At 63.5% G+C, this 24862-nt stretch carries 22 protein-coding genes; 18 read left to right on the forward strand and 4 right to left on the reverse strand.

Features of this window, described 5'->3' with window-relative positions:
- Nucleotides 1-166: 166 nt before the first annotated feature.
- From OX462_RS12740 to OX462_RS12755, 4 genes are all read left to right on the forward strand, one after another.
- Nucleotides 167-580, forward strand: coding sequence for a hemerythrin domain-containing protein (locus OX462_RS12740; protein WP_070310643.1), 414 nt, complete (start codon nt 167-169; stop codon nt 578-580).
- Nucleotides 581-614: 34 nt separating this feature from the next.
- Nucleotides 615-1796, forward strand: coding sequence for an NO-inducible flavohemoprotein (gene hmpA / locus OX462_RS12745; RefSeq protein ID WP_409028590.1), 1182 nt, complete (start codon nt 615-617; stop codon nt 1794-1796).
- Between the two features lie 128 nt (nt 1797-1924).
- The gene (locus OX462_RS12750) at nt 1925-2233 is read left to right on the forward strand and encodes a DUF485 domain-containing protein (RefSeq protein ID WP_409028591.1); all 309 of its coding nucleotides are present in this window, start codon (nt 1925-1927) and stop codon (nt 2231-2233) included.
- Complete coding sequence (locus tag OX462_RS12755) at nt 2230-3912, forward strand: cation acetate symporter (protein WP_070291451.1); 1683 nt, start codon at nt 2230-2232, stop codon at nt 3910-3912. The genes OX462_RS12750 and OX462_RS12755 overlap by 4 nt, the downstream gene beginning before the upstream one ends.
- Nucleotides 3913-4002: 90 nt before the next feature.
- Here OX462_RS12755 and OX462_RS12760 read toward each other — a convergent pair whose 3' ends face one another.
- Nucleotides 4003-4458 (reverse strand): RrF2 family transcriptional regulator, encoded by a 456-nt coding sequence (locus OX462_RS12760; protein WP_409028592.1) that lies wholly within the window; start codon nt 4456-4458, stop codon nt 4003-4005.
- Nucleotides 4459-4799: 341 nt separating this feature from the next.
- On the opposite strand from OX462_RS12760, the gene ppc reads away from it, so the two are divergent.
- From ppc to OX462_RS12820, 12 genes are all read left to right on the forward strand, one after another.
- On the forward strand, nt 4800-7553 hold the full coding sequence (gene ppc, locus OX462_RS12765; RefSeq protein ID WP_409028593.1) for a phosphoenolpyruvate carboxylase: 2754 nt from the start codon (nt 4800-4802) through the stop codon (nt 7551-7553).
- Between the two features lie 126 nt (nt 7554-7679).
- Nucleotides 7680-8690: a type I glyceraldehyde-3-phosphate dehydrogenase gene (gene gap / locus OX462_RS12770; protein ID WP_070291450.1), complete on the forward strand. Its 1011-nt coding sequence runs from the start codon at nt 7680-7682 to the stop codon at nt 8688-8690.
- A 90-nt stretch (nt 8691-8780) separates the two neighbouring features.
- Nucleotides 8781-10241, forward strand: coding sequence for a pyruvate kinase (gene pyk, locus OX462_RS12775; RefSeq protein ID WP_083287864.1), 1461 nt, complete (start codon nt 8781-8783; stop codon nt 10239-10241).
- Nucleotides 10242-10405: 164 nt separating this feature from the next.
- Nucleotides 10406-11203: a heparin lyase I family protein gene (locus OX462_RS12780; protein ID WP_083287220.1), complete on the forward strand. Its 798-nt coding sequence runs from the start codon at nt 10406-10408 to the stop codon at nt 11201-11203.
- 25 nt (nt 11204-11228) lie between these two features.
- Nucleotides 11229-12137: a heparin lyase I family protein gene (locus OX462_RS12785; protein ID WP_409028594.1), complete on the forward strand. Its 909-nt coding sequence runs from the start codon at nt 11229-11231 to the stop codon at nt 12135-12137.
- A gap of 406 nt (nt 12138-12543) precedes the next feature.
- The gene (locus OX462_RS12790; RefSeq protein WP_409028595.1) at nt 12544-13026 is read left to right on the forward strand and encodes a DUF3617 domain-containing protein; all 483 of its coding nucleotides are present in this window, start codon (nt 12544-12546) and stop codon (nt 13024-13026) included.
- A gap of 135 nt (nt 13027-13161) precedes the next feature.
- Nucleotides 13162-13668 (forward strand): sigma-70 family RNA polymerase sigma factor, encoded by a 507-nt coding sequence (locus OX462_RS12795; protein WP_409028596.1) that lies wholly within the window; start codon nt 13162-13164, stop codon nt 13666-13668.
- The gene (locus tag OX462_RS12800; protein ID WP_409028597.1) at nt 13665-14642 is read left to right on the forward strand and encodes a FecR domain-containing protein; all 978 of its coding nucleotides are present in this window, start codon (nt 13665-13667) and stop codon (nt 14640-14642) included. Before OX462_RS12795 ends, OX462_RS12800 begins: the two co-directional genes overlap by 4 nt.
- Nucleotides 14643-14863: 221 nt before the next feature.
- On the forward strand, nt 14864-17323 hold the full coding sequence (locus OX462_RS12805) for a TonB-dependent siderophore receptor (RefSeq protein ID WP_409028598.1): 2460 nt from the start codon (nt 14864-14866) through the stop codon (nt 17321-17323).
- 75 nt (nt 17324-17398) lie between these two features.
- Nucleotides 17399-17767 (forward strand): hypothetical protein, encoded by a 369-nt coding sequence (locus OX462_RS12810; RefSeq protein ID WP_070291444.1) that lies wholly within the window; start codon nt 17399-17401, stop codon nt 17765-17767.
- Nucleotides 17764-18177, forward strand: coding sequence for a hypothetical protein (locus OX462_RS12815; RefSeq protein ID WP_139143140.1), 414 nt, complete (start codon nt 17764-17766; stop codon nt 18175-18177). Before OX462_RS12810 ends, OX462_RS12815 begins: the two co-directional genes overlap by 4 nt.
- A gap of 41 nt (nt 18178-18218) precedes the next feature.
- Nucleotides 18219-18419 (forward strand): hypothetical protein, encoded by a 201-nt coding sequence (locus tag OX462_RS12820; protein WP_409028599.1) that lies wholly within the window; start codon nt 18219-18221, stop codon nt 18417-18419.
- 105 nt (nt 18420-18524) lie between these two features.
- On the opposite strand, the gene OX462_RS12825 is transcribed toward OX462_RS12820, so the two are convergent.
- Nucleotides 18525-18749: a hypothetical protein gene (locus OX462_RS12825; protein WP_139143139.1), complete on the reverse strand. Its 225-nt coding sequence runs from the start codon at nt 18747-18749 to the stop codon at nt 18525-18527.
- Between the two features lie 27 nt (nt 18750-18776).
- Between OX462_RS12825 and OX462_RS12830 the strand changes: the two genes are divergently transcribed.
- Together OX462_RS12830 and OX462_RS12835 are read left to right on the forward strand one after the other, a co-directional pair.
- Nucleotides 18777-22484 carry a PAS domain S-box protein gene (locus OX462_RS12830; RefSeq protein ID WP_409028600.1) on the forward strand — a complete coding sequence of 1236 codons (3708 nt, stop codon included), beginning with the start codon at nt 18777-18779 and terminating at the stop codon, nt 22482-22484.
- A gap of 13 nt (nt 22485-22497) precedes the next feature.
- The gene (locus tag OX462_RS12835) at nt 22498-23493 is read left to right on the forward strand and encodes an HD domain-containing phosphohydrolase (RefSeq protein WP_230502893.1); all 996 of its coding nucleotides are present in this window, start codon (nt 22498-22500) and stop codon (nt 23491-23493) included.
- Here OX462_RS12835 and OX462_RS12840 read toward each other — a convergent pair.
- Complete coding sequence (locus OX462_RS12840; protein WP_409028601.1) at nt 23465-24184, reverse strand: RES domain-containing protein; 720 nt, start codon at nt 24182-24184, stop codon at nt 23465-23467. The two genes, OX462_RS12835 and OX462_RS12840, sit on opposite strands and share 29 nt — an antisense overlap.
- A 6-nt stretch (nt 24185-24190) precedes the next feature.
- Nucleotides 24191-24835, reverse strand: coding sequence for a hypothetical protein (locus tag OX462_RS12845; RefSeq protein WP_227741975.1), 645 nt, complete (start codon nt 24833-24835; stop codon nt 24191-24193).
- Nucleotides 24836-24862: the final 27 nt, after the last annotated feature.

Raw genomic sequence — 24862 nt, forward strand, 5'->3', positions numbered from 1 at the left:
CAGACATGGCCATGGCTTGTGTTCTGTGCCGCACATAGTGGCGCATGTCGATGTACATTCCTGCCGGAAACATTGACGTCGTCGCCTGGGTCATTAAAGATGTATATGATTTGCATGTTTAAGCGGATTCCGCTACACTGGCAACACTCAACAAGAGAATCACGCCATGAATATCGACAAATTCAAACAGCAGCACCTGGCCATCCTGGCCGCCATCGATGACTTGCGCCGGCTGGCGCGCGGCGGTGTCGCCGCGCAGGCGCAGGCCATCGCCGAACAGATCGTCGCCATGAGCGGCTTGATCAAGCTGCACCTGGCCGTCGAGCAGCGCTACCTGTATCCGGCCGCGCAGGCGTCCGGCGTGGCCACGGTGGCCCAGCTGGGGCGCCAGTACGAACACGAGATGCACGGCATCGCCGGCGCCTACCTCGATTTCGCGGGCCGCTGGAATACGCCCGTGCGCCTGGCAGCCGAACCGGACGCCTTCCGCAGCGAAGCCAATACCGTGCTGCATGCGCTGTTCCAGCGCATGCGCCGCGAAGACCACGATCTTTATCCCGCCATCGAATCACTGGCCTGAAAACCGCCTGCTCATCTATCTAAAGGAATTCCACATGCTGACCCAAGAACAACGCGCCATCATCACGGCCACCGTCCCCATCCTCGAGCAGGGCGGCGAAGCGCTGACCCGTCATTTCTACAAGAATCTGTTCCGCGACCATCCCGAAGTGCTGCCGTACTTTAACCAGGCGCACCAGCACAGCGGCGACCAGCAGCGCGCGCTGGCCAATGGCGTGTTGATGTATGCCAAACATATCGATCAGCTGGCAGCGCTGGGCGACCTGGTGGCCACCATCGTCAACAAGCACGTGGCCCTGCAGATCCGCGCCGAGCACTATCCGCTGGTGGGCGCCAGCCTGCTGCAGGCGATCCGCGAAGTGCTGGGCGCAGAGATCGCCAGCGATGCCGTCATCGATGCCTGGGGCGCGGCCTACGGCCAACTGGCCGATATTTTGGCCGGCGAAGAAGGGCGCATCTACAAGGCGCAGGCGGCCGCACCGGGCGGCTGGAGCGGCGCACGCGACTTTACCGTGCGCAGCAAGACGGTGGAAAGCGGCGAGATCACGTCCTTCCTGCTGGCGCCCGCCAATGGCCAGCCCGTGCTCGACTTTGCGCCGGGTCAATACATCGGCGTGCTGGTCAACGTCGATGGCGTGCCCATGCGCCGCCAGTACTCGTTGTCCGCCGCCAGCAATGGCCAGACCTACCGCATCAGCGTCAAGCGGGAAGAGGGCGGCAAGGTGTCGAATTTCTTCCATGACCACGTGCAGGCGGGCGACACGGTGCAGCTGACGCCGCCCTCGGGCGACTTCGTCCTGACCGAGAGCGACAAGCCGCTGGTGCTGATCAGCGGCGGCGTGGGCATCACGCCGACCCTGGCCATGCTGACGGCGGCCCTGCGCGGCACGCGTCCCGTGCATTTCATCCACGCGGCGCGCCACCACGGCGTGCATGCATTCCGTGCGCAGATCGACGCACTGGCCGCGCAGCACCCGCAGCTGCAGCGCTATTACTGCTACGCGGAACATGTCGGCGAGCAAGATGCGCCCGATGCCGTCGGATTGTTGAATAAAGAGCAGTTGAATCGCTGGCTGCCGGCCTCGCGCGACGTCGACGCCTACTTCCTGGGGCCGCAGCCATTCATGCGGGCCGTCAAGCAATACCTGCGCGAACTGGGCGTGCCGGAACGGCAGACGCACCATGAATTCTTCGGACCGGCAGCCGCCTTGAACTGATTTCTACTGCCTTGTGTTGCCCCTGCGAGAAAAAACCGCCGCCGTAAGGGGCGGGTAAGCCTCGCGCCGTATCGTGAATGCAAGCTCGAAAAGAAAAGAGCAGTTTTTTACATAACGGAGGCAACACCATGCATGACGATCTGGTACAAAAACTCAAGACCGACCCCAATTATCATCGGCTGGTCAAGGTGCGCTCGCGCTTCGGCTGGGCCCTGACGGGCCTGATGATGCTGGTGTATTATGGTTACATCCTGCTCATCGCGTTCGACAAGGAATTTCTTGCTGCCAAAACGGGCGCGGGCGTGATGACCTGGGGCATGCCGATCGGCTTGTTCGTCATCGTGTTTACCGTGGTGATCACGGGCATCTATGTGCGCCGCGCCAACAAGCAATTCGACGACCTGACCAGCGCCATCCAGGCACGGGTGCAGGCATGAGCGCCGCCAAGCATGCGCTGCGCTGCGCGTCCGGTCTGAGCGCGCTGGCCTTGCTGGGTGCCAGCAATGCCGTGTTCGCGGCCGGCGCCGACCTGGGCCAGGCAGTCAAGCAGCCCACCAACTGGACGGCCATCATCATGTTCGCCGTCTTCGTCATCTTTACCCTGTTCGTCACCAAATGGGCGGCCAAGAAGACCAAGTCGGCTTCCGATTTCTACACGGCCGGCGGCGGCATCACGGGCTTCCAGAACGGCCTGGCCATCGCGGGCGACTATATGTCGGCCGCATCGTTTCTCGGCATTTCCGCCGCCGTCTTTTTGAACGGCTACGATGGCCTGATCTACGCCATCGGCTTTCTCGTCGGCTGGCCCGTCATCACCTTTCTGATGGCCGAGCGCCTGCGCAACCTGGGCCGCTACACCTTTGCCGACGTGGCCGCCTACCGCTTCAAGCAGGCGCCGATCCGCATTTTCTCGGCCTCCGGCACCCTCGTCGTCGTGGCCTTTTACCTGATCGCGCAGATGGTGGGCGCGGGCCAGCTGATCAAGCTGCTGTTCGGCCTCGAATACTGGATCGCCGTCGTCCTGGTCGGTACCTTGATGATGATCTACGTGCTGTTCGGCGGCATGACGGCCACCACCTGGGTGCAGATCATCAAGGCCGTGATGCTGCTGGGCGGCGCCACCTTCATGGCCGTGGCCGTGCTGGCGCAGTTCAACTTCAGCCCGGAAGCGCTGTTCGCCAAGTCCGTGGACGTGCATGCGACCAAGGAAGCGATCATGGGCCCCGGTTCCTTCATCAAGGACCCGATCTCGGCCATCTCGTTCGGCATGGCGCTGATGTTCGGCACGGCCGGCCTGCCGCACATCCTGATGCGTTTCTTCACCGTGCCGAGCGCCAAGGAAGCGCGCAAATCCGTGTTCTGGGCCACCACCTGGATCGCCTATTTCTACATTCTGACCTTCATCATCGGCTTTGGCGCCATCGTGCTGGTCAGCACCAATCCCGAGTTCAAGGATGCTGCGGGTAAATTGTTGGGCGGTAACAACATGGCGGCCGTGCACCTGGCCAAGGCCGTGGGCGGCAATGTGTTCCTCGGTTTCATGTCGGCGGTCGCGTTTGCCACCATCCTGGCCGTCGTGGCTGGTCTGACCCTGTCGGGCGCGTCGGCCGTGTCGCACGATCTGTATGCCACCGTCATCAAGAAGGGCAAGGCCACGGGCGCCAACGAATTGAAGGTGTCGCGCGTGACGACGATCGTGCTGGGCATCATCGCCGTGGTGCTGGGCATCGCCTTTGAAAAGCAGAACATCGCCTTCATGGTGTCGCTGGCCTTCGCGATTGCCGCTTCGGCCAACTTCCCCGTCCTGTTCATGTCGGTGCTGTGGAAAGACTGCACCACGCGGGGCGCCACCATCGGCGGCTTCCTGGGCTTGATCACGGCCGTGGCGCTGACGGTGGTATCGAAGTCCGTGTGGGTCGACGTGCTCGGTCATGGCGAAGCGCTGTTCCCGTACGCTTCGCCGGCGCTGTTCTCGATGACGGCGGGCTTCGTCGGCATCTGGCTGTTCTCGGTGCTCGACAAGAGCCCCCGCGCGCGCATCGACCGCGCCGGCTACGAAGCGCAGCAAATGCGTTCGGAAACGGGCATCGGCGCGGCAGGCGCCAGCGCGCATTGATGTTTTTTAGGTAGCTACTGCAGGAAACAATGCCCGGTTCGCCGGGCATTGTTGTTTGTGGCACGCGCTTACCTGACCCTTACCTGACCCTTACTTTGCCACGCGCAAGGGAATCACGCCCGCCGCCAGCGCGGGCGCGCCCGGCGTCGCTTCGAGTATCGAGGCCAGGGTTACCGTGTCGAGCACGGCCAGGAAGGCGGCCGTGGCCTGGCCCAGCTTGGCCTTCAGCAGGCAATCGGGCGTCAGCGGGCAGGTATTGTTTTCCTTGTTAAAACATTCCGCCATAAAAAAGTCATTTTCCGTTTCGCGTACCACGGTGCCGATATTGATCTCGGCCGGGTCGCGCGCCAGGCGCAGGCCGCCATTCCTCCCACGCACGGTTTCCACGATGCCCGACAGGCCCAGCTGGTGCACCACCTTCATCAGGTGATTCTTGGAAATAGCATGCAGGTTGGCGATGTCCTGGATGGTGACAAGGCGGTCGCGGTGCACGCCCAGGTACATCAGGGTGCGCAGGGTGTAGTCAGTGTAGGCAGTCAGTCGCATGGGCATCGTTCATAAGATGTGGATTACATCCTTGTTTCATTCGCAGCATACAGGAGAGCGTCGGCCCTGTGTGTTGCGCCGTTACTTTTGATCCTCGAAAGACAAAAGTTGATTGCCTTTCGCTTAAATGCGTAGTAAATTTTCATATTGTTGCCCTGGTAAATAGCTTGCAGGCCCTTGTTGGCCCTTTGAGCATGGATTTTATTGATGATAATCAAGAGGGTGGTGAAGCAATAAGGTAAATTTACTACAAAAATCGGATGATGGGCGTTTCCCGGCCGGGGAGCGCGTACTACGCAATCTGTGCGGTGCCACCGTGGCCGCCCCAGGAAATACATACCATGCAAATGAATGAAGTGAAAGACGAGCTGCTGAGCAGCGATATCCGCCAGCTGGGCCGTCTGTTGGGCGACGCCATCCGCAACCACCTGGGCGACCCTGCCTTCGAGCGCATCGAACATGTGCGCCAGCTGGCCATTCGTTTCCGCCGTGACAATGATGAAGCGGCGCGCGCGCAGCTGTCGGACGCGCTGCAAGCGCTGTCGCAGGAAGAAACCACGCAATTGACGCGCGCCTTCAGCTATTTCTCGCTGCTGGCCAACATTGCGGAAGATCAGCATCACATCCGCCGCACGCGCGCCCATTTGATTGCCGGTTCGCCGCCGCGCCAGGGCAGTCTCAGCCATGCCGTCGGCAATGTGTTTGACGCGGGCAAGGCCGATGCGCTGGAAACGTTCTTTGAAGATGCCTTCGTCAGCCCCGTGTTCACGGCGCATCCGACGGAAGTGCAGCGCAAGAGCATCCAGAATTGCCAGATGGCCATCGCGCGCCTGTTGAGCGAGCGCGACCGCGTGCAAATGACACCGGAAGAGGCGGAGCAGAACGAAGAAGCGCTGGGCCGCGGCATCGTGACCCTGTGGCAAACGCGCCTGTTGCGCACGAGCAAGCTGTCCGTCATGGATGAAGTAGCCAACGGCCTGTCGTTCTACGACCACACGATTTTGCGCGAATTGCCGAAATTATATTCCTCGCTGGAAACCATGCTGGCCCAGCGCGATGCCCGCTGGGAAGATGCGGAACTGCCTAATTTCATGAAAGTCGGCAGCTGGATAGGCGGCGACCGCGACGGCAATCCCTTCGTCACGGCCGACATCCTGCGCAGCACCCTGCAGACGCAAGCCGACAAGGTGCTCGACTTTTACTTGGGCGAATTGCGCAAGCTCGCTTCGCAACTGTCGCTGGCGCAAATCCTGAACGCCTGCAGCGAGCCGCTGCGCGCGCTGGCCGAGCGCTCGGCCGATGCGTCGCCGCACCGGGTCGACGAACCGTACCGCCGCGCCCTGCATGGCATCCATGCGCGCCTCGATGCGACGCGCGTGGTGCTCTCTGGCAAGGGCAAGCAAGCGGACGGCGTGCAGCCTTACGCGGCGGCCGCCGAACTGCTGGCCGACCTGGACGTGGTCCAGCATTCGCTCGTCAGCAATGGCTTGCGCGCGCTGGCGCGGGGCCGGCTGCGCCAGCTGCGGCGCGCCGTCAAGGTCTTCGGCTTCTCGCTGGCGCCGCTCGATTTGCGCCAGAATTCCGACGTGCACGAGCGCGTCGTGGGCGAACTGTTCGCCGGCGCCCAGCCGGGCCTCGTCTACCTGGACCTCGATGAAGAGCAGCGCATCAGCTTGCTGCTGGCCGAGCTGGAATCGCCACGCCTGCTGACGTCGCCGTATGCGCAGTACTCGGAAGAAACGACGTCCGAACTCGATATCTTCCGCGCCGTGCGCGCAGCCCACGTCAAATATGGCAAGGAATCGGTGCCGAACTGCATCATCTCGAAGGCGGCCAGCGTGTCGGACTTGCTGGAAGTGGCCTTGCTGCTGAAAGAAGTGGGCTTGCTGCGCCAGGACAGCCGCGAAGTGGACGTCAACATCATTCCCCTGTTCGAAACCATCGACGACTTGCGCGCCGGCCCCGCCATCATGGCGCGCGCCTTCGGCTTGCCGTTCTACCGGGGCTTGCTGGCCTCGCGCGCGGACCAGCAGGAAGTCATGCTCGGTTATTCCGACAGCAACAAGGACGGCGGCTTCCTGACCTCCGGCTGGGAACTCTACAAGGCCGAGATCGAGCTGGTGACCGTGTTCAAGCAATACCAGATCAAGCTGCGTTTGTTCCACGGCCGCGGCGGTTCCGTGGGCCGCGGCGGCGGACCCAGCTACGAAGCCATCCTGGCTCAGCCGGCCGGCGCCGTGCAGGGGCAGATCCGCCTGACGGAGCAGGGCGAAGTCATCACGGCCAAGTATGCGAACCCGGAGGTAGGGCGCCGCAACCTGGAAGTGCTGGTGGCCGCCACCATCCAGTCGACCCTGCTGCCGCAGGCGCAGCTGCAGCCGAAGGCGTCGGCCGGCGCGGGCCATTTGGCCGCCATGGAAGAACTGTCCGGCACGGCCCTGAACGCCTACCGCGACCTCGTCTACGGCACCGAGGGCTTCGAGCAGTACTTCTGGGAATCGACGGTGATCGCGGAAATTGCCGCGCTGAACATCGGCAGCCGTCCCGCCTCGCGCAAGAAATCGACCTCGATCGAGGATTTGCGCGCCATTCCCTGGGTCTTGAGCTGGGCCCAATGCCGCTTGATGCTGCCGGGCTGGTTCGGTTTCGGTTCCGCCGTGCAAGCCTACCTGGCCGCCCATCCCGCCGACGGGGCGGACGTGCTGCGCGGCATGTACACGGACTGGCCCTTCTTCACTTCCCTGCTGTCGAACATGGATATGGTGCTGGCCAAGAGCGACATCGCCATCGCCGGCAAGTATGCGGAACTCGTCAAGGACAAGGCCCTGCGCGACGCCATCTTTACGCGCATCCGCGCCGAATACGCGGCCACACTGGACGCCTTGAAGCTGATCACGGGCCAGGAAGAGTTGCAGCAAGCCAACCCGCTGATGCAGCGTTCGATACGCAACCGTTTCCCCTACATCGACCCGCTCAACCACGTGCAGGTGGAGCTGCTGAAACGTTTCCGGGAAGGTAAGCAGGATGCGGCGGCGCGCACAGGGATACATTTGTCGATCAATGGCATTGCGGCGGGGTTGCGCAACAGCGGTTAATTTTTGGGGTCAGTCACTGCGTGATCGGAATGCGCCCCACTGGGGCGTATTCCCCCGCCGGGTCTGACCCCAGCTTTGCACTTGGGTTGGCTTTACGAACTCAGTAGAAAACAACAAGGAGACAGCATGACCATCAAAGTTGCCATCAATGGCTATGGCCGCATCGGCCGCAACGTCTTGCGCGCGTTTTATGAAGGCGGCAAGCAGCAGGATATCGAGATCGTCGCCATCAACGACCTGGGCGACGCCAAGTCGAATGCGCATTTGACGCGCTACGACACGGTGCACGGCAAGTTTCCCGGCGTCGTCACCATCGATGGCGAGAACATGCTCGTCAACGGCGACCGCATCCGCGTCTTCGCGCAGCGCGACCCGGCCCTGATTCCATGGGGAGAACTGGGCGTGGACGTCGTGCTCGAATGCACGGGTTTCTTCACGACCAAGGAAAAAGCCTCGGCCCACCTGAAGGGTGGGGCAAAGAAAGTCATCATTTCCGCGCCGGGCGGCAAGGATGTGGACGCCACCATTGTGTTCGGCGTCAACCAGCACGTGCTGAAAGCCACGGACACGGTCATCTCGAATGCTTCGTGCACGACGAATTGCCTCGCGCCATTAGTAAAACCCCTCAACGACGCCATCGGCATCGAATCGGGCCTGATGACCACGGTGCACGCCTACACGAACGACCAGGTACTCTCCGACGTGATGCATGAAGACTTGCGCCGCGCCCGTTCGGCCACGCATTCGATGATCCCCACCAAGACGGGTGCGGCGGCCGCAGTCGGCCTTGTCTTGCCGGAACTCAATGGCAAGCTGGACGGCTTTGCCATCCGCGTGCCGACCATCAACGTCTCCTTGGTCGATCTGTCCTTCATCGCCAAGCGCGATACGACGGTGGAAGAGGTGAATGCCTTGCTGAAAGCGGCGTCGGAAGGCGCGCTGAAAGGCATCCTCACTTACCAGACAGAACCGCTCGTTTCCATCGACTTCAACCACAACCCGGCCTCGTCGAACTTCGATTCGACCTTGACCAAGGTTTCGGGCCGCCTCGTGAAAGTGTCGTCGTGGTATGACAACGAGTGGGGCTTCTCTAACCGCATGCTCGACACCACGGTCGCCCTGATGGCGGCCAAGTAAGAAGAACCAGCGCTGATCCAGCGCACCAGGACGGCCGGCCCAGAAGGCCGGCCCTTGCAGCAGCACGAACTTTATAGAAAGCAGCACACCATGACCATGCAAGTACAGCAACGCGCCACCAAGATCGTTTCCACCATTGGCCCCGCTTCGAACGATATCGATACCCTGGTCCGCATGTTCAAGGCCGGCGTCGACGTCGTGCGCCTGAACTTTTCGCATGGCAAGGCGCAAGACCATATCGACCGCGCCCGCATGGTGCGCGAAGCGGCAGCGCTGTGCGGCCGCGAAGTGGCCATCATGGCCGACTTGCAAGGCCCGAAGATTCGCGTCGGCAAGTTTGAAGAAGGCAAGATTTTCCTGGAAAACGGCGCCAAGTTCATCCTCGACGCGAAATGGGGCGAAAACGGCGAACTGGGCAACATCGAGCGCTGCGGCCTCGACTACAAGGAATTGCCGCGCGATTTGCGCACCGCCGACGTATTGTTGCTCAACGATGGTTTGATCGTCCTGACGGTCGACAAGGTCGTCGGCAGCGAAATTCACACCACCGTCAAGATTGGCGGCGAATTGTCGAACAACAAGGGCATCAACCGCCAGGGCGGCGGCTTGTCCGCGCCAGCCCTGACGGCGAAAGACATGGAAGACGTGAAAACGGCGATGAGCTTCCAGGCCGATTACGTGGCCGTCTCCTTCCCGAAAAACGCCACGGACATGGTCATGGCGCGCCAGCTGGCCAATATCGCCGGCGAAGCGTGGGACCACAAGCCGATGATGATCGCCAAGATCGAACGGGCGGAAGCCATTCCCGCGCTGCAGGAAATCCTCGACGCCTCCGACGGCATCATGGTGGCGCGCGGCGACCTGGCCGTGGAAGTGGGCAATGCGGCCGTGCCGGCCTTGCAAAAGCGCATGATCAAGATGGCGCGCGCGTCGAACAAGCTGGCCATCACGGCCACGCAGATGATGGAATCGATGATCGTCAACGCCGTGCCGACGCGCGCGGAAGTGTCCGACGTGGCCAACGCCGTGCTCGATGGCACGGATGCCGTCATGACGTCGGCGGAAACGGCCTCGGGCCGCTACCCGATCGAAACGGTGGAAGCGATGGCCGCCATCTGCCTGGACGCGGAAAAGTGGGATACCTGCAAGCTCGATGCCGATTTCCTCAACGCCACGTTCTCGCGCATCGACCAGTCGATCGCCTACGGCGCGCTGTTTACAGCCCACCACCTGCGCGTGAAAGCGATCGCCACCCTGACGGAATCGGGCTCCACGGCGCTGTGGATGAGCCGTTGCAACATCGACATCCCCATCGTCGCGCTGACCCCGAGCGTGGGCACGCGCCGCAAGCTGGCCCTGTACCGCAACGTCAGCACCCTGGAACTGACGTCCGGCACGGACCGCGACAAGGTCTTGCAGCAGGCGGAAGATTTGCTGGTGGAACATAAAGTCGTGACCAAGGGCGACACCGTCGTGCTGACCTGGGGCGAGCCGATGGGCAAGGTCGGCGGCACGAATGCGTTGAAGATCATGAAGATCGGTCAGCACTAAATCGTCCACTGGTGCCGGTGCCCGCCTGGCGGACCCGGCCTCATCCTGCTTTGCCCCGTATATCCAGCAATTATAAAAAATATATTTATTAATTGTAAAAATTAATAGATTTAAATACAATTACATGCATCGTGTTTTTGATAGCCCATCCATAAAGGCTTTGCATGCAGTTATTTCGTCTTGCCGCCATCTCCTTGTTGACCGTTGCGGGCTTGCCGGTGCATGCCGGGGCGGCCGTCTTTCCTGCCACCCCGGCGGCGGACATCGCACAGCATTTCACTGATTACTATGGCGTGCGCCAGCATGCGCAGCAGCGTGTCCAGGTGACGACGGCGACGCTGGGCGGCGTTACGCGGCCCGTGGTGCGCGCTGACTGGTACAGCACGGACGCCACGCCGCACAGCGATGCCTACCTGTTGAACGAACAGCATCCCGTGCAATCGCCCCGGCGCTGGTATGCCATGAGCATCTTCCTGCCGGTCGACTGGATTGCCACCAGCGTGCCCGTCACCGTGGCCCAGGTCGACAACGGCAGCGGGGCAGGTGCATTGGCGCCGCCGCTTGCACTGCAGATACGTGGCGACCAGCTGACGCTGAACATGAATTTCAATCATCGGACGAGCGATATCACGCCCGCCAATTCTGCGCGCCGCACGGTGCTGGCTGGGCCGGCAACTCTGGGCAGCTGGCATTGCATGGTGGTGCGTGCTGACTGGTCTGCGGTGGCCGGCACCGGTGAATTGCGGGTGTACATGAATGGCAGTGCGAAGGAAACTTTCTTTGCCCGCTTAAGCCACAACAGCTATGCGGGCGCGCTGCACGTGCCGCGCGTGGGCTTGAGCGTACCCGAGGGGGCGGCACCCGGCCATCGCGTGATGTATGCCGACTTTATATGGGTGGGCGATGCCGCCGCATCACTCAATGACTTGACGCAAAAGACGCCTTGCCATGCAGCGCCTTGAGCAATCCCTGAAGCAAAGGTTTCCCATGCGCTCATTTATCGCCACCGCCATGCTGGCATTGCTGGCCGCCACGCCGCTGCACGCGCAGGTCGTCAACAGCATCGGCGGACCCGTGACCACCATGGCGCCGACCAGCTTGCCCAGGCCAGCCAGTTTTGACAATGTGACGACACGCTATTTCAGCTGGCTGTATGGCATTAGCGCCGGCAATCCTGCTGGCCTGGAATTGGTGGGCGATCCCGCCGTGACGCAAGGCGTCGAGATGCGCAAGGTATTTCGCATGACGGTCAATGCCAGCGATCCCGACGATTATGGCAAGCGCACAGAGGTAACGCCATCGTATGAGCGCATGCCCCAGGGGCGCCGTTGGTATGCGGGCGGCGTGTATTTTCCCGCCGACTGGGACTTGACGGGCAAGGATGGCTGGATCGTTGTCTTCCAGGTGCACAGCTCCAGGGGCATCGTCGTGACGTCGCCACCGTTCTCGATCGTCGCCGACGGCCCCGACCTGCTGCTGGAGACGCGGGCCAATCACCGCGACACCTACACGCTGAAGGACGGTGTGATGGTGCCCGATGCGACCCCGAACAACACGATGCATCAACGGTTGGTGCTGGGGAAAATTGAACGTGAGAAATGGTATTGCGTGGTACTCGATGCGGATTGGCAGCATGCCTCAGGCACGGGCGCATCGCGCCTGTGGCTCAATGGCAAGTTGGTGTATGAGGGAAGCAATTTCCCGACCCACTATATGAATATGGACTTGCCGTTGCGCGGCAATTATCCGAAGACGGGCGCCTACCTGGGCGGATTTCAGGACACGCTGCACGGCAAGCGTGTCCTGTACACGGATTTCATCCATCTGGGCGGCGCCGCCAGTACCTATGCGCAAATGGCCGGTCAGACGCCATGCCCCGTGCCGCCGGCAACGTAGTCAAGGCGACAGCTTCACCACTGTCGTCAGTGCTATGAGCCTCAGTCTTAAGAATTACTGAAAAAAACGTGCTCAGGGGCGCATTGCCTTGCAGATGCCCAATCTGCCATTGCGATGCCCGCGTTTCCGTGTCAGCATGGTTCTCCTGCCTTGCAAGGCGCATCCGGAGTGCATGATGACTGCATACTTGCCTGCCTTGATCTGGTCGCTGTCGGCTTTCGTTTGCCTCTTCATTGCCAAGCGCCGCTCCTTGAAAACTACGGCTGTCAGGGCCATCCTAGTGGTGCTCCTGGGGCCGTTTGCCATTCCCTTCGTATTGGCCGCCAGGCCCGGGATGCACGGCTAAGCGTGCGGCCTGCGAGCGTTCCTCTTTGCTATATTTAAACTTTTAGCGAATGGAATGCCCATGAAACGCAGCGCGTCCCTGTTCCTGACGATGATCCTTCCCCTGTGCGCAGCCGCGTCCGCCTCGGCGGCGGAACCGGCGCAGCGCTTGCAGCGTGCCACGGGGCTGTGGAAGGTGACGCCCGCGACCTCGCCGTTTTCCTGGGAAATCTGCGTTGATCAGCAACGCGACCGCCTGATCGACGACGACTTGTGGAGCGATTTCGAGCAGGAATGCCAGATCGCGTCGCAAAGCCGCCAGGGCGACAGCTATACTTTCCAGTCCAGCTGTCCTGGCGCCAAGCTGGCGGGCAGTTTCAAGGGCGACCTGGCCAAGGCTTATACCCTGACCGCCGATACCACTATCGAACTGAACGGCAAGACCGAGGTGCAACGCACGGAACTGGCGGGCGTATTCCTCGGTGCCTGTCCCGCCGGGCTGGCGCCGGGCGCGAAGAAAATGCACGGCGGCATGGTCATGAAGAGCTTGTATCTTAGCCGCTAAGGGCCGGTAACCGCGCTGAAACAACGGTTTCCAGCGATAGGCAGGCGCCGGCATTGACGCCGGAGGCCAGGATTTGTGATAATGAGAATTATTATCAATTAGTCGCGCCTTGCCTTGCGCGCATTGGAGTCCCGAGTGAACATTGCGCAGTCCAGCGAGTCGATTGCAGGCATCTACAGCAGCCACCACGGCTGGCTGATGCGCTGGCTGCGCGCCAAGCTGCAGTGCGCCGACCATGCGGCCGACCTGGCGCACGATACCTTCGTCCGCCTGCTGACGGCGCCGCCCGAGGGAAGGCACAGCCTGCGCGAACCGCGCGCCTATCTCACCACCGTGGCGCAGCGCCTGCTGATCGACCATTACCGGCGCCTGTCGCTGGAGCAGGCGTGGCTGGAAACCCTGGCGCAGCAGCCTGAATTGCTGATGCAGTCGCCGGAAGAGCGTTTGCTGGTATTGGAAGCCTTGCAGCGCATCGATGCCATGCTCGACGGTTTGCCGCCGCTGGTGCGCAACGCCTTCCTGCTGGCGCATGTCGATGGCCTCGCTTATGGAGAAATCGCCCGGCGCCTGGGCGTGAGCGAGCGCAGCATCAAGCGCTATATGGTGCAGGCGTTCGAGCGCTGCATCCTCTTGATCCTGTGAACGCCAGCACGGCTGCCATCGACCCGCGCGCCGCCCGCGCGGCGGCGCAATGGCTGGTGCGCTTGCATGGGGGGCCTTTGAACGTTGACGAACAGCAAGCCTTCCAGGCCTGGCGCACCAGCGATCCCGCGCACGAAGCGGCCTGGAAACGGGCCGAGCTCGTGTGCGGCACCCTGGCCAGCGTGCCGCCGGTGCTGCGCCAGGCGGCGGACGGGGCGCCGCAGTCGCCGCAGCGGCGTGCCGTGCTCTACGGCCTGGCCGGGCTGATCGTGGCCGGACCGGCACTGTGGCTGGCCAGCCAGTCGGCGCCGTGGCAAGCGTGGCGCGCGGCCATCCGCACGGCCAGGGGCGAAATCCGCCACATGACATTACCCGATGGCACGCAACTGGTACTCAATACGGACACGGCCATCGACGTGCGCTTTGACGGCGCGGCGCGGCTGGTGGTCTTGCATGCCGGGGAAATCCACGTCGCCACGGCGCACGACGGGGCCGTGCCGGCGCGCCCGTTCCTCGTGCGCAGCAGTAATGGCGTCGTGCGCGCGCTCGGTACGCACTTCAGCGTGCGCCAGGGCGGCAGCGTGCTGGCGCCGCGCACGCAGGTGAGCGTCAGCGAGGGCGCCGTCGAGATCCGGCCAAGGGAAGCTACCGACGCCTTGCGCAGGGTCGATGCGGGCCGGCAGGGCAGTTTTGACGACGCGGCCGTTTCCGCCTTGACGCCGCTGGCGCCGCATGCGGACGCCTGGCTGCGGGGCGTGCTGATCGCCGAGCGCATGCCGCTGGGCGAGGTGCTCGAACAGGTAGCCCGCTATCGCTATGGCGTGCTGCGCTGCGATCCGGCGCTCGCCGCCATGCCCGTGGACGGCATCTTCCAGTTGCACGACCCGGAGAACATCCTGCTCTTGCTGCAGCGCGCCTTGCCGATCCGGCTGGCGCGCCGCACGCGCTACTGGATCAGTGTCGAGGCGGCTTGAGCTTGTCGGCTTACGCGTGGCCTTGCCACGCTAAGCCGACCTAGGCCTGTCGGGTATGGTAGGTCGGCTTAGCCCGCAGGGCGTAAGCCGACGTGCTCCAATTTACTTCTTGCCTGTCCCTTTTTGCAGATTGCTTCGTCATACAAGGTAGAGAACGAACAATCCGAACCATCGAAAGGGTTTACATGGCTTTGCAGCACCGCACGTTGACAGCAGCACGCATGACGCTCCATCCCACCACCGGCGCCGTGCGCGCCGCGCTGGTCTTGTTTCTCGCCGTGGGCGGCGCCGGCGCCACTTTGCCGCACTTGGCGCTGGCGGCCGAGGCCAGCCAGGCAGCCAGCACACGCGACTACAGCATCCCCGCCGGCAGCCTGCGCGATGCGCTGGCCTCGTTTGCCATCGCCGCCGGCGTGAACCTGTCCACGCAGGGCGTGGCGCTCGACGGCCTGGTGACGCCGGGCTTGCAGGGCCGTTATGGCGTCGCGGCCGGCTTGCAAACGTTGCTGCAAGGCAGCGGCCTGGACGTGGTGGACGGCGGCAGCGGCAATTATATGTTGCGCAAAATGAATGCCAGCACGGCCGATGGCGGCCTGGCCAGCATGCCCGCCGTGGTCGTCAGCGCCGAGGCGGACCGCGCTACGGAAGGCACGGGTTTATATACGGCGCGCGCCATGTCGACGGCCACGGGCCTGAACCTGTCGCAACGGCACACGCCGCAAACGGTCAGCGTGATTGCGCGCCAGCAAATGGAAGATTTCGATTTGACCACCTTGCAGGACATCGCGCGCGCCACGCCTGGCATCTATGGCAAGACGCAGGGCGTGTCCGACCAGGAAACCACGTATTTTGCGCGCGGTTTTGCCTTGAGCCACGTCAACGTCGATGGCTTGCCGCTCGATGTCACGGGTTTCAATGAACGCAACGTCTCGGCCGACATGCTGATGTACGACCGGGTGGAAGTGGTGCGCGGCGCCACGGGTTTGATGGAAGGGGCGGGCGCGCCGTCGGGCAGCATCAACATGATACGCAAACGCCCCACGGCCACGCCCCTGCTGAACGCGTCCGCTCACCTGGGCAGCTGGAAGGACCGGCAATTGACGGTGGACGCCGGCAATGCCTTGAACGCCTCGGGCAGCGTGCGCGGCAGGGTGGCGGCCAGCTGGCGCGACAGCGACAGTTTCGTCGACGTGGTCAACAACACCAATGGCACCGTGTATGCGATCGTCGAAGCGGACCTGACGCCGTCCACCACGGCCGGCATCGGCTTTTCGCGCCAGCACAGCCGCACCGATGGCGTCTTCGTCGGCTTGCCGACGTTTGCCGACGGCCGCCACATGGACTTGCCGCGCTCGACCTTCCTGAATAATGCCGACTCGTTCCAGAAACGCGACAACAACGTCGTCTTCGCCGACCTGGAAACCAGGCTGGAGAAGGGCTGGCGCAGCCGCTTTGCCGTCACGCGCATCGATGCCTCTTCCAGCACGCGCAACACCACCAATAGCCGCATCGATGGCGAGATCTATCGCTTCAGCCAGTCGGAAACGGGCTGGAAGTACAACACGGATCAGGTGGTGGCTGACTGGCGCCTGAGCGGCCCCGTCACCTGGTTCGGCCGCCAGCACGACGTCATCGTCGGCGCCAGCTACCGCCACGACGATTCGGATGCGGGCCAGAGCTGGGAGGGCGCCGGGACGCGCGTGATCGACATCCGCCACTGGAATCCCCATGCCTATCGCATGAACGGCGCGCCGTTCGAGCCGTACAACTGGGGCCGCAAGACGGATGAGAAGGGAATTTATGCGGCCGGCAACTTCAGCCTGGTCGATCCGCTGCGCCTGGTGCTGGGCGGGCGCTTCGGCTGGTATGCGCAGGACGTGACGGGCTGGTATGCCAGCAACCCCACGTGGCGGCGCGGCCTGACGGAAAACGCGAAGTTTACGCCGTATGCGGGGCTCGTCTACGACCTGGACCAGCATCACTCCCTGTACGCGAGCGGCACGCAGATATTCGAGCCGCAAAGCGTGCTCGATGTGGGCGGCAATACCTTGCCGCCGCTGAGCGGCACCAACCTGGAAGTGGGCGTCAAGGGCGAGTACTTCGGCGGCAGGCTCAACGCCGGCGGCGCCCTGTTCCGCATCAAGCAGAATAACCGCGCGATGGCCGATGAAGTCAATTGCCCCACGGGCGGCGCCATCTATTGCGCCCGCGCGGCCGGACAGGTGCAGAGCGAAGGCGTCGATCTGCAATTGTCGGGCTCGCCATTGCCGGGCTGGCAGATCGCCGGCGGCTACACCTATGTGCTGGCCAAATACACGAAAGACAGCGTGGCGGCGAACATCGGCCAGCGCATCGCCACGGATGAGCCGAAGCAATTGTTCAAGCTGTACACGACTGTGCAGCTGCGCGGCAGCCTGGCGCGCTGGAATCTGGGCGGATCCGTGTACGCGCAGGACAAGATCTACCGCCGCGACACGGGCTACCTGACGCAACAGGGCGGCTACGCCATCGTCGGCTTGACGGCCGGCTACCGCCTGAGCGAGCAGGTGCAGCTGCGCGTCAGCGTCGACAACGTGCTGGACCGCCGCTACTACCAGGGCCTCGGCTATGCGTGGTCGGGTGGGCTGGAACGCTACGGCGCGCCGCGCAGCGTGCTGCTGTCCCTGAACTACAAGCTGTAGGGGGGACGCCAGCGGAGCGCGCCCGGCCGGGCGCCTCTGCTACACTGCCGCCGTCTTCACTTTTACACGGTTCCCATGTCCGCCACGCCTGTCCTCACGCCCCTGAAAAGCGCTTTCCAGCAATCGCGCGCCGAGAATAACATCGAGCTGATCCTGCCCGAACTGCTGGCCGCGCAATTGCACGTCGTGATCGGCGGGCAAAGCGAGCAGATCGACCTGTTCCTCGTGCCGTCGCCGAATCCCGAGCGCCAGTGCGTGACGGTGGCGGAAGACCCGGCCTTCCTGGCCGGCATCAATTTTCCCAAGATTCCCGTCACGGGCGCGCAACTGATCGCGTCGATTCCTCCCGAGATCGAGATCGTCATCCTGCACGGCGATGGTGCCAACTACCTGACGCGCGAACAGCTGGCGTGGTTCCGCGGCATGCTGGCGCCGACCGCTTGAGCGCAGCGCCGTCTCGCAAGCTCAAAGGGGCACGCGCCGAATGGATACGCTTTGCGCCGGCCGACGATGCAAGTTCCCAGGCAGCGATGATGGCCAATCTGCGTCCCGTGCTGTGGCGCAGCGTGCTGCTGGGCGGCTGCGCCCTGATCCTCGCCTTTGTCCTGCAAGCCGTCTGGCGCGACGTGCCATACGCGGGCGATGCGGTGCTGCTGCTCCTGCCGGCGCTGGCCGCCTGGACCGTCGGCCTGGTCCTGCTGCCGGATCGCCATCTGTCCTTTGATGTCGAAATCAACGACGCCGGCCTGTTGCTGCGCCGGTTGGCGCGGCGTTTGCCCGGTCATGAGAAGGCGCTGCAGCTGGGACTGCGCAGATACGCGCGCTCGAGGTGGTCGCCTACGCGGGCGCGGTAACCGTCTACCGGGGCGGGCCACCGATGGCGCGCCTGGAGCTGTTGCTGCACACGACCCTCGACGACTGCCCGCTGATTCGCGTGATTGGCATGGATCTGCCCGTGCCGCAGCGCTGGTCGTTGCGGCAGATCAAGGACGAGTTGAGCCGCCGTTGCAAACTGGCCGGTATTCCTGTCGCCGTGCGGGCCGGTCCCACCTATCAGGAATCTGCCGCGATACGCGCGCAGTGGCCGCCAGGCTGAGCGGCCGGGAATTGTCGCATCAGGGCTGCGGAATATTTTTCTTTTGGCAACTATATTGCTGAAGTCCTATGAATATGTTCGCAAAGCAACTATACTCATCATTCTTTAAGAAATCATCGTCACGCTGGCGGCCAGATATCCGCGCCAGAGTTCGTACGCATTCCGCTTTTTCCCTCTGTAAAAAGCACCTTTCCCCCGCGCGGCAGGCGCGGGCGTGATGACCGAGCCTTGCCCTGGTCGACTGCTGCCGTTGTCATTTTCGCTGTGTTGCCGCTTTACTAAAAAGCCGGGCGCCGGCGCGCGGTGCGCCGTCATGTTTTGCGACGTCACGTTTCACTCTATTCGGTTCACGACAGTATGCTGAGTTCCATCTTTGCCGTATCGAACGATACCTTGCCGTACATCTATGGCACGCACAATGCCTGGCTGGTGTTGTTTTCTATCGGCATCGCCATTTTTGCCTCGTTCATGGCCTTGCAGATCGCCGGCATGGCGCGCAGCAGCGAGCGCGGCTTCCAGCGCCAGACGGCCATCATCACGGGTGCCATCGCGCTCGGCGGCGGCATCTGGTCGATGCACTTCATCGGCATGCTGGCCTTTGATATCTGCACGCGCGTGTCCTTCGCGCCCGGCCTGACCCTGCTGTCGATGCTGCCAGGCATGGCCGCTTCGTGGGTGGCGCTGCACCTGCTGGCGCGTCCGAGCATCAACTGGCGGCAATTGATGGTCGGAGGCGTGCTCGTCGGAGCTGGGATCGGCTCCATGCATTACAGCGGCATGGCCGCCATGCAGACGTCGCTGGCCCTGCGCTACGAACCCTGGCTGTTTGTGCTCTCGCTGCTGGTGGCCGTCACCATGGCCATGCTGGCGCTGTGGGTGCGCTTCGGCCTGAACGCCATGCGCCAGCGCCTCAGTCCGCTGGCATCCTTGCTGATCAGCAGCGTGGTGATGGGCCTGGCCATTTCTGGCATGCACTACACGGGCATGCTGGCGGCGCGCTTTTCGGGCACGCCCACGGCGGGCGAGAACACGATCACGGTGCAAGCCTCGTTCGTCGCCCTGGCCGTGGCCCTGATTACCGTCACGCTGACCGTCTTTGTGGCCGCAGCGAATGGCTTGCTGCGCTACCGCCAGCTGCTGCGCCACGCCAGCGCCAGCGAATCGCGCCTGCGCGCCATCGTCGACACGGCGGCCGATGGCCTGATCACCATCGATGGCCAGGGCAAGGTGCGCTCCTTCAATCCCGCCGCGGAAAGCCTGTTCGGCTGGCGCGAAGCGGAGATCGTGGGGCGCGACGCCAGCGTGCTGCTGCAACCGGCCGATGCGGCCGAATACGAGGGCTATCTGCGCGACTATCTGGAAACGGGCGCTTCGCGCATCCTCGACAGCGGACGCGAACTCGATGGCTGCCACAAGGACGGCGCGGTGCTGCCCATGCGCGTGGCGATCGGCAAGATCGATACGCCGGGCCAGCCCCTGTTCGTGGCGTTTGTCACGGACATGCGCTCGTCGCGCAGCATGGAGCAGGCGCTCAAGGACAGCGAGCGCCAGTACCGTACCCTGATCCGCAATATCCCGGGCGTGTCCTTCCACTGCAGCTTCGCGCCCGAATGGAAGATGATCTTCATCAGCGACGCCGTCTTCAACCTGACGGGCTGGACGCCGCAGGACTTCATCGAAGGGCGGGTCAGGCTGTTCGACCTCGTGCATCCGGACGACCGCCAGCGCGTCAACGACACCTGCGTGCAGGCGGCCGGCGAACAGCGCGACTTCGAGAACGTCTACCGCCTGATCCACCGCGACGGGCGCGAGCGCTGGGTGCGCGAGAGCAGCGGCCCCGTGCTCGACAACGACGGCGTGGTGCGCTGGATCGACGGCGTCATCCTCGACATCACGGAAAGCGAATTGCGCAACGCCGAATACGAAGGCAAGGTGACGGCCATCTCGCGCGCGACGGCCGTGGCGGAATTCGACCTGCAGGGGCGCATCCTGGCGGTCAATCAGAACTTCCTCGACCTGGTCGGCTACCAGCTCGACGACGTGCTGGGTCTGCACCACAGCATCTTCTGCGAACCCGCCCACGTGATCTCGCCCGACTACATCGCGTTCTGGCAGCACCTGGCGGGCGGCGAATTCAATACGGGCGAGTACAAGCGCATCGGCAAGGATGGCCGCGAAGTGTGGATACAGGCGTCGTACAATCCGATCTTCAACACGGACGGCAAGCCGTTCAAGGTGGTCAAGCTGGCCACCGACGTGAGCGAGCGGCGCGCCATGCAGGAAAACCTGCGCGCGGCGAAAGACCGCGCCGAGCTGGCCGCCGAATCGAAGACCAGCTTCCTGGCCAATATGAGCCATGAAATCCGCACGCCGATGAACGCCATCATCGGCTTTACGGAAGTGCTGCTGGGGACGGCCCTGGACAGCCTGCAGCGCCGCCACCTGGGTACCGTGCGCCAGTCGGCCCGTTCGCTGCTCGAGCTGCTCAACGACATCCTCGACACGGCCAAGCTGGAAAAAGGCGCCACCGAGCTGGAGCTGGTGGACTTCTCGCTGCCCGACCTGGTCGACCACGTGGCCGCCTCCCTGCGCGTCACGGCGCACGCGCGCGACCTGGTGCTGCATGTCGACGTCGATCCCGGCATGGGCCAGTTCTTCCTCGGCGACGCGCGCCGGGTGCAGCAGGTGCTGACGAATTTGATCGGCAACGCCGTCAAGTTCACGGAAGTGGGCCATGTGCGCGTGGCCGTCGGCATGCAGGGCGAGCAAGTGCATATCGCCGTGCACGACACGGGCATCGGCATTCCTGCCGACCGCCTGGACAAGATCTTCGCCCCATTCACGCAAGCTGATTCCTCGATGAGCCGCCGCTTTGGCGGCACGGGCCTGGGCACGACGATTTCGCTGCAGCTGGTCGAGCTGATGGGTGGCACCATCACGGTGGAAAGCACCCTGGGCGTGGGCAGCGTGTTCCACGTGCTGCTGCCGCTGGCGCCGGGCAAGGCCGTGGCGCGCCGCAGCGAGCAGCCCGTGGCGGCTTTGCCGCCGCTGCGCATCCTGGCGGCAGACGACGTGCCGCAGAACGTGGAGCTGCTCTTGATCAGCCTGGGCGCGGCCGGCCACCAGGTGATCGCCGCCAGCGATGGCGAGAGCGCCGTGCGCGAGTTCAGCAAGGGCAGCTTCGACATCGTCCTGATGGACGTGCAGATGCCGCGCATGGATGGACTGGAAGCGACGCGCCTGATCCGCGTGTACGAGCGCGAGCAGGGCCTGAAGGCGACGCCCATCATCGCCCTGACGGCCAGCGTGCTGGAACAGGACCGCCGCGCCGCGCAGACGGCGGGCATGAACGGCTTTGCCTCGAAGCCGCTGGAAATGCACAAGCTGACGGCGGAAATCGCGCGCCTGCTCGATATCGCCGTGGCCATGCCGCCGCCGGCCGCCGGCGCGGCGGCGCGTGCGGCCGCCGGCCAGGTCGACTGGCAGCGCGGCATCGCCCTGTGGGGCGGCCGCGAAGCCTTGCAGCGGGCGATCGGCCGCTTCGTGCAGGCCAATGGCGACTGCGCCGCCATGCTGGCGGCGGAACTGGAACGCGGCGGCGGCAGCGTGGCCGGCCACCTGCTGCACCGTATCAAGGGCGCGGCGGGCAATCTGTGCCTGGTGCAGGTCGAAAGCCTGCTGGGACGCATCGAACAAGCGATCGCGCGCCAACTGCCGGCCACCGAATTGCTGGTGCAGCTGGCCGCCGCCTTCATGGCGCTGGCCGGCGAACTGGAAGAAATGGGTATGCCGGCCGTGGCCATGGAAGCGACGGCCGCCGGCGCGCCCCTCGATGCGCCAGCTGCCGGCGTCTTGCTGCGGCAAGCCATCGCCAGCCTGGAGGGCGGGCAGCTCGACGACGCCCTGATGGCGCAGATCGCCGCCATGCTGGCGCCGCATGGCCAGCAGCCGCGCCTGCAGGCGCTGGCCGGCGCCATCGACGACTTTGAATTTGCGCGCGCCGTGGGCGTGCTGCGCCAGCTGCTGGCGTGGCTCGAGGCTCCTGCGCCTGCCGACCTTTCCTGATATTGGACTGACGATGACCTTACAAGAAGACAAACCGATTTTGCTGCTCGTCGACGACGAAGCGACGAATCTGCAGGTGCTGCGCCAGATCCTGCAGGACGATTACCGCCTGCTGTACGCCAAGGATGGCGAGAAGGCGCTGGAACTGGCGCAGAACAACCCCGTCGAACTGATCCTGCTCGACATCATGATGCCGGCCATGACGGGCTATGAAGTGTGCCGCCAGCTCAAAGCCATGCCGGTCACTGCCGCGATTCCCGTCATTTTCGTCACCGCCCTGTGCGACGTGAAGGACGAGGCGGACGGCTTCGACGCGGGCGCCGTCGACTACATCACCAAGCCCGTCAGCCCGCCCATCGTGCGCGCCCGCGTGCGCACGCACTTGTCGCTGGTGGACGCCGAGGAATTGCGCCGCTCGCGCCTGCAGGTGATCCAGACCCTGGGCCAGGCGGCCGAATACAAGGATAACGAGACGGGCATGCACGTCATCCGCATGAGCTATTACGCGCGCCAGCTGGCACTGGCGGCCGGCTACAGCGCGGCCAGGGCGGAAGATTTATTGAATGCGGCACCGATGCACGACGTGGGCAAGATCGGCATCCCCGACGCCATCCTGCAAAAGCCGGGCAAGCTCGATGCGGAAGAATGGAAAGTCATGCGCCGCCACGCGGAAATCGGCGCGGCCATCATCGGCGAGCACGCGGGCGGACTGCTGAAAATGGCGCGCACCATCGCCCTGACGCACCATGAAAAATGGGATGGCAGCGGCTATCCGCAAGGCCTCAAAGGCGAAGAAATCCCGCATGAAGGCCGCATCGTCGCGATCGCCGACGTCTTCGACGCGCTCACCAGCGAGCGCCCCTACAAGCGCGCCTGGACGATCGAAGAGGCCATCGCCACCATGCAGCGCGACAGCGGCACGCATTTCGATCCCGCGCTGCTGGCGCTGTTCATCGAGCAGCTGCCGGCCATGCTGGAGATCAAGGACAAGTGGCGCGAGCCGGCGTAGGGAGCATCTGCTCAGGGCGGATCCACGCGCAGGCGGTCGGCCAGCAAGCGCGCATATGCTTCAGTGCTGCCGAATTGCACATGGGCGCATGCCATGCTTGTGCCCAAGGTTGCCATGTGGCGAGAGGATATCGCATAGGCAAGTTTGCCGGGTTGTCGCCGCGATGGATACACGAAACCGTGAATCGCGCCTGCCTCCTGCCAATGATCTGATCCAGCTGCCAGCCCAGCCATTGGCACCAGCCGTGGTCGGGACTGCGCAATTGATCGTAGATACCCAGGCGACTGGCGGCCAGCCCGGTCAGATCAAGCAATTGCAGCGGGGCGCTGAACGACAGGGTTGCAATCAGCGCTTGTTGCGCGTTGTGATCTATGTAAAAGGTGCCCGGGCGCGTCACGTCGTTACGGCAAAGCTGGGCTTCCCAGGCAGCCGTATAGGCATCGTCCGCAAGATACGCCCAGTGATAGGGGAAGCCGGCCGCATCTGCCAGTTCGGCGGGTGGGCCGAAGCGGTAGGTGCGCTGGACTTTCAATGGCCAGATCGATGCCATGTTCCACGCCGCGCGCACCAGCGCCTGGCCTGCTGGATGGGTGATGATATGACTCAATAATTCAGCGCGCAGCAATGCCAGCGCCGGCAGGCGCGTGATCATTTCTGGCGGGACAAGCGTATCTTTCAGTTGTAGCGTCATGCGAGGCTAGCCTACGATATCGGCCATGCCCCTATGCTGCCACTTCGCCGCCGCCAGCACCTTGCGCAATCTCTCGCTGGCTGGCAGATCCAGCAGCGCCTGCTGACTGGGATGCACTTCGGCCCGCGTTTCGAACGATTTGCCTGCAAGCAGCTCTGCCGGCGACAGTTCGTTGAGTTCGTCTGCGCTGCTGACCCAGAAGGCATGAATGTCACTGCCGGGCTGGCCGGCGAGAATGGCGAGCACGGGCGCGATCAATTCCGGCACGGGCTGGACAAATTGCCACGCCGGAAACTCCTTGCCGATACTGCGCCCCTTGGGTGTCACGCAATAAAACCGCTGGCTTTCCACTGCGCGATACAGCGACGCCTGCGACAGTTCCACCCATCCTTGCCCAATGACATCGGATACCTTGAGTTTTGACACGGGAAGTTGCAGCGGTATCGATGGCGGGGTGGCGCGCAGAGAGGCGCGCGCCGCATCGAGCGCGCGCGTGGCCAGGTCGATCAGGCGCTCGCGCTCGGGACCTTGCGCCAATAGGTCGAGCTGTGCGCTCACCAATTGCGAGAATTGTTCCACTACCCGCAGGTCGTTGTCGGTCCATTCCCGGCGCGCGGGCGCCAGAGTGTCGTGATGCAGATGCGCTGTCATGTTCGCTCCTCGGGTATATGCGCCAGG

The organism is Janthinobacterium aestuarii (assembly GCF_046113285.1).
Classification (GTDB): Bacteria; Pseudomonadota; Gammaproteobacteria; order Burkholderiales; family Burkholderiaceae_D; genus Janthinobacterium.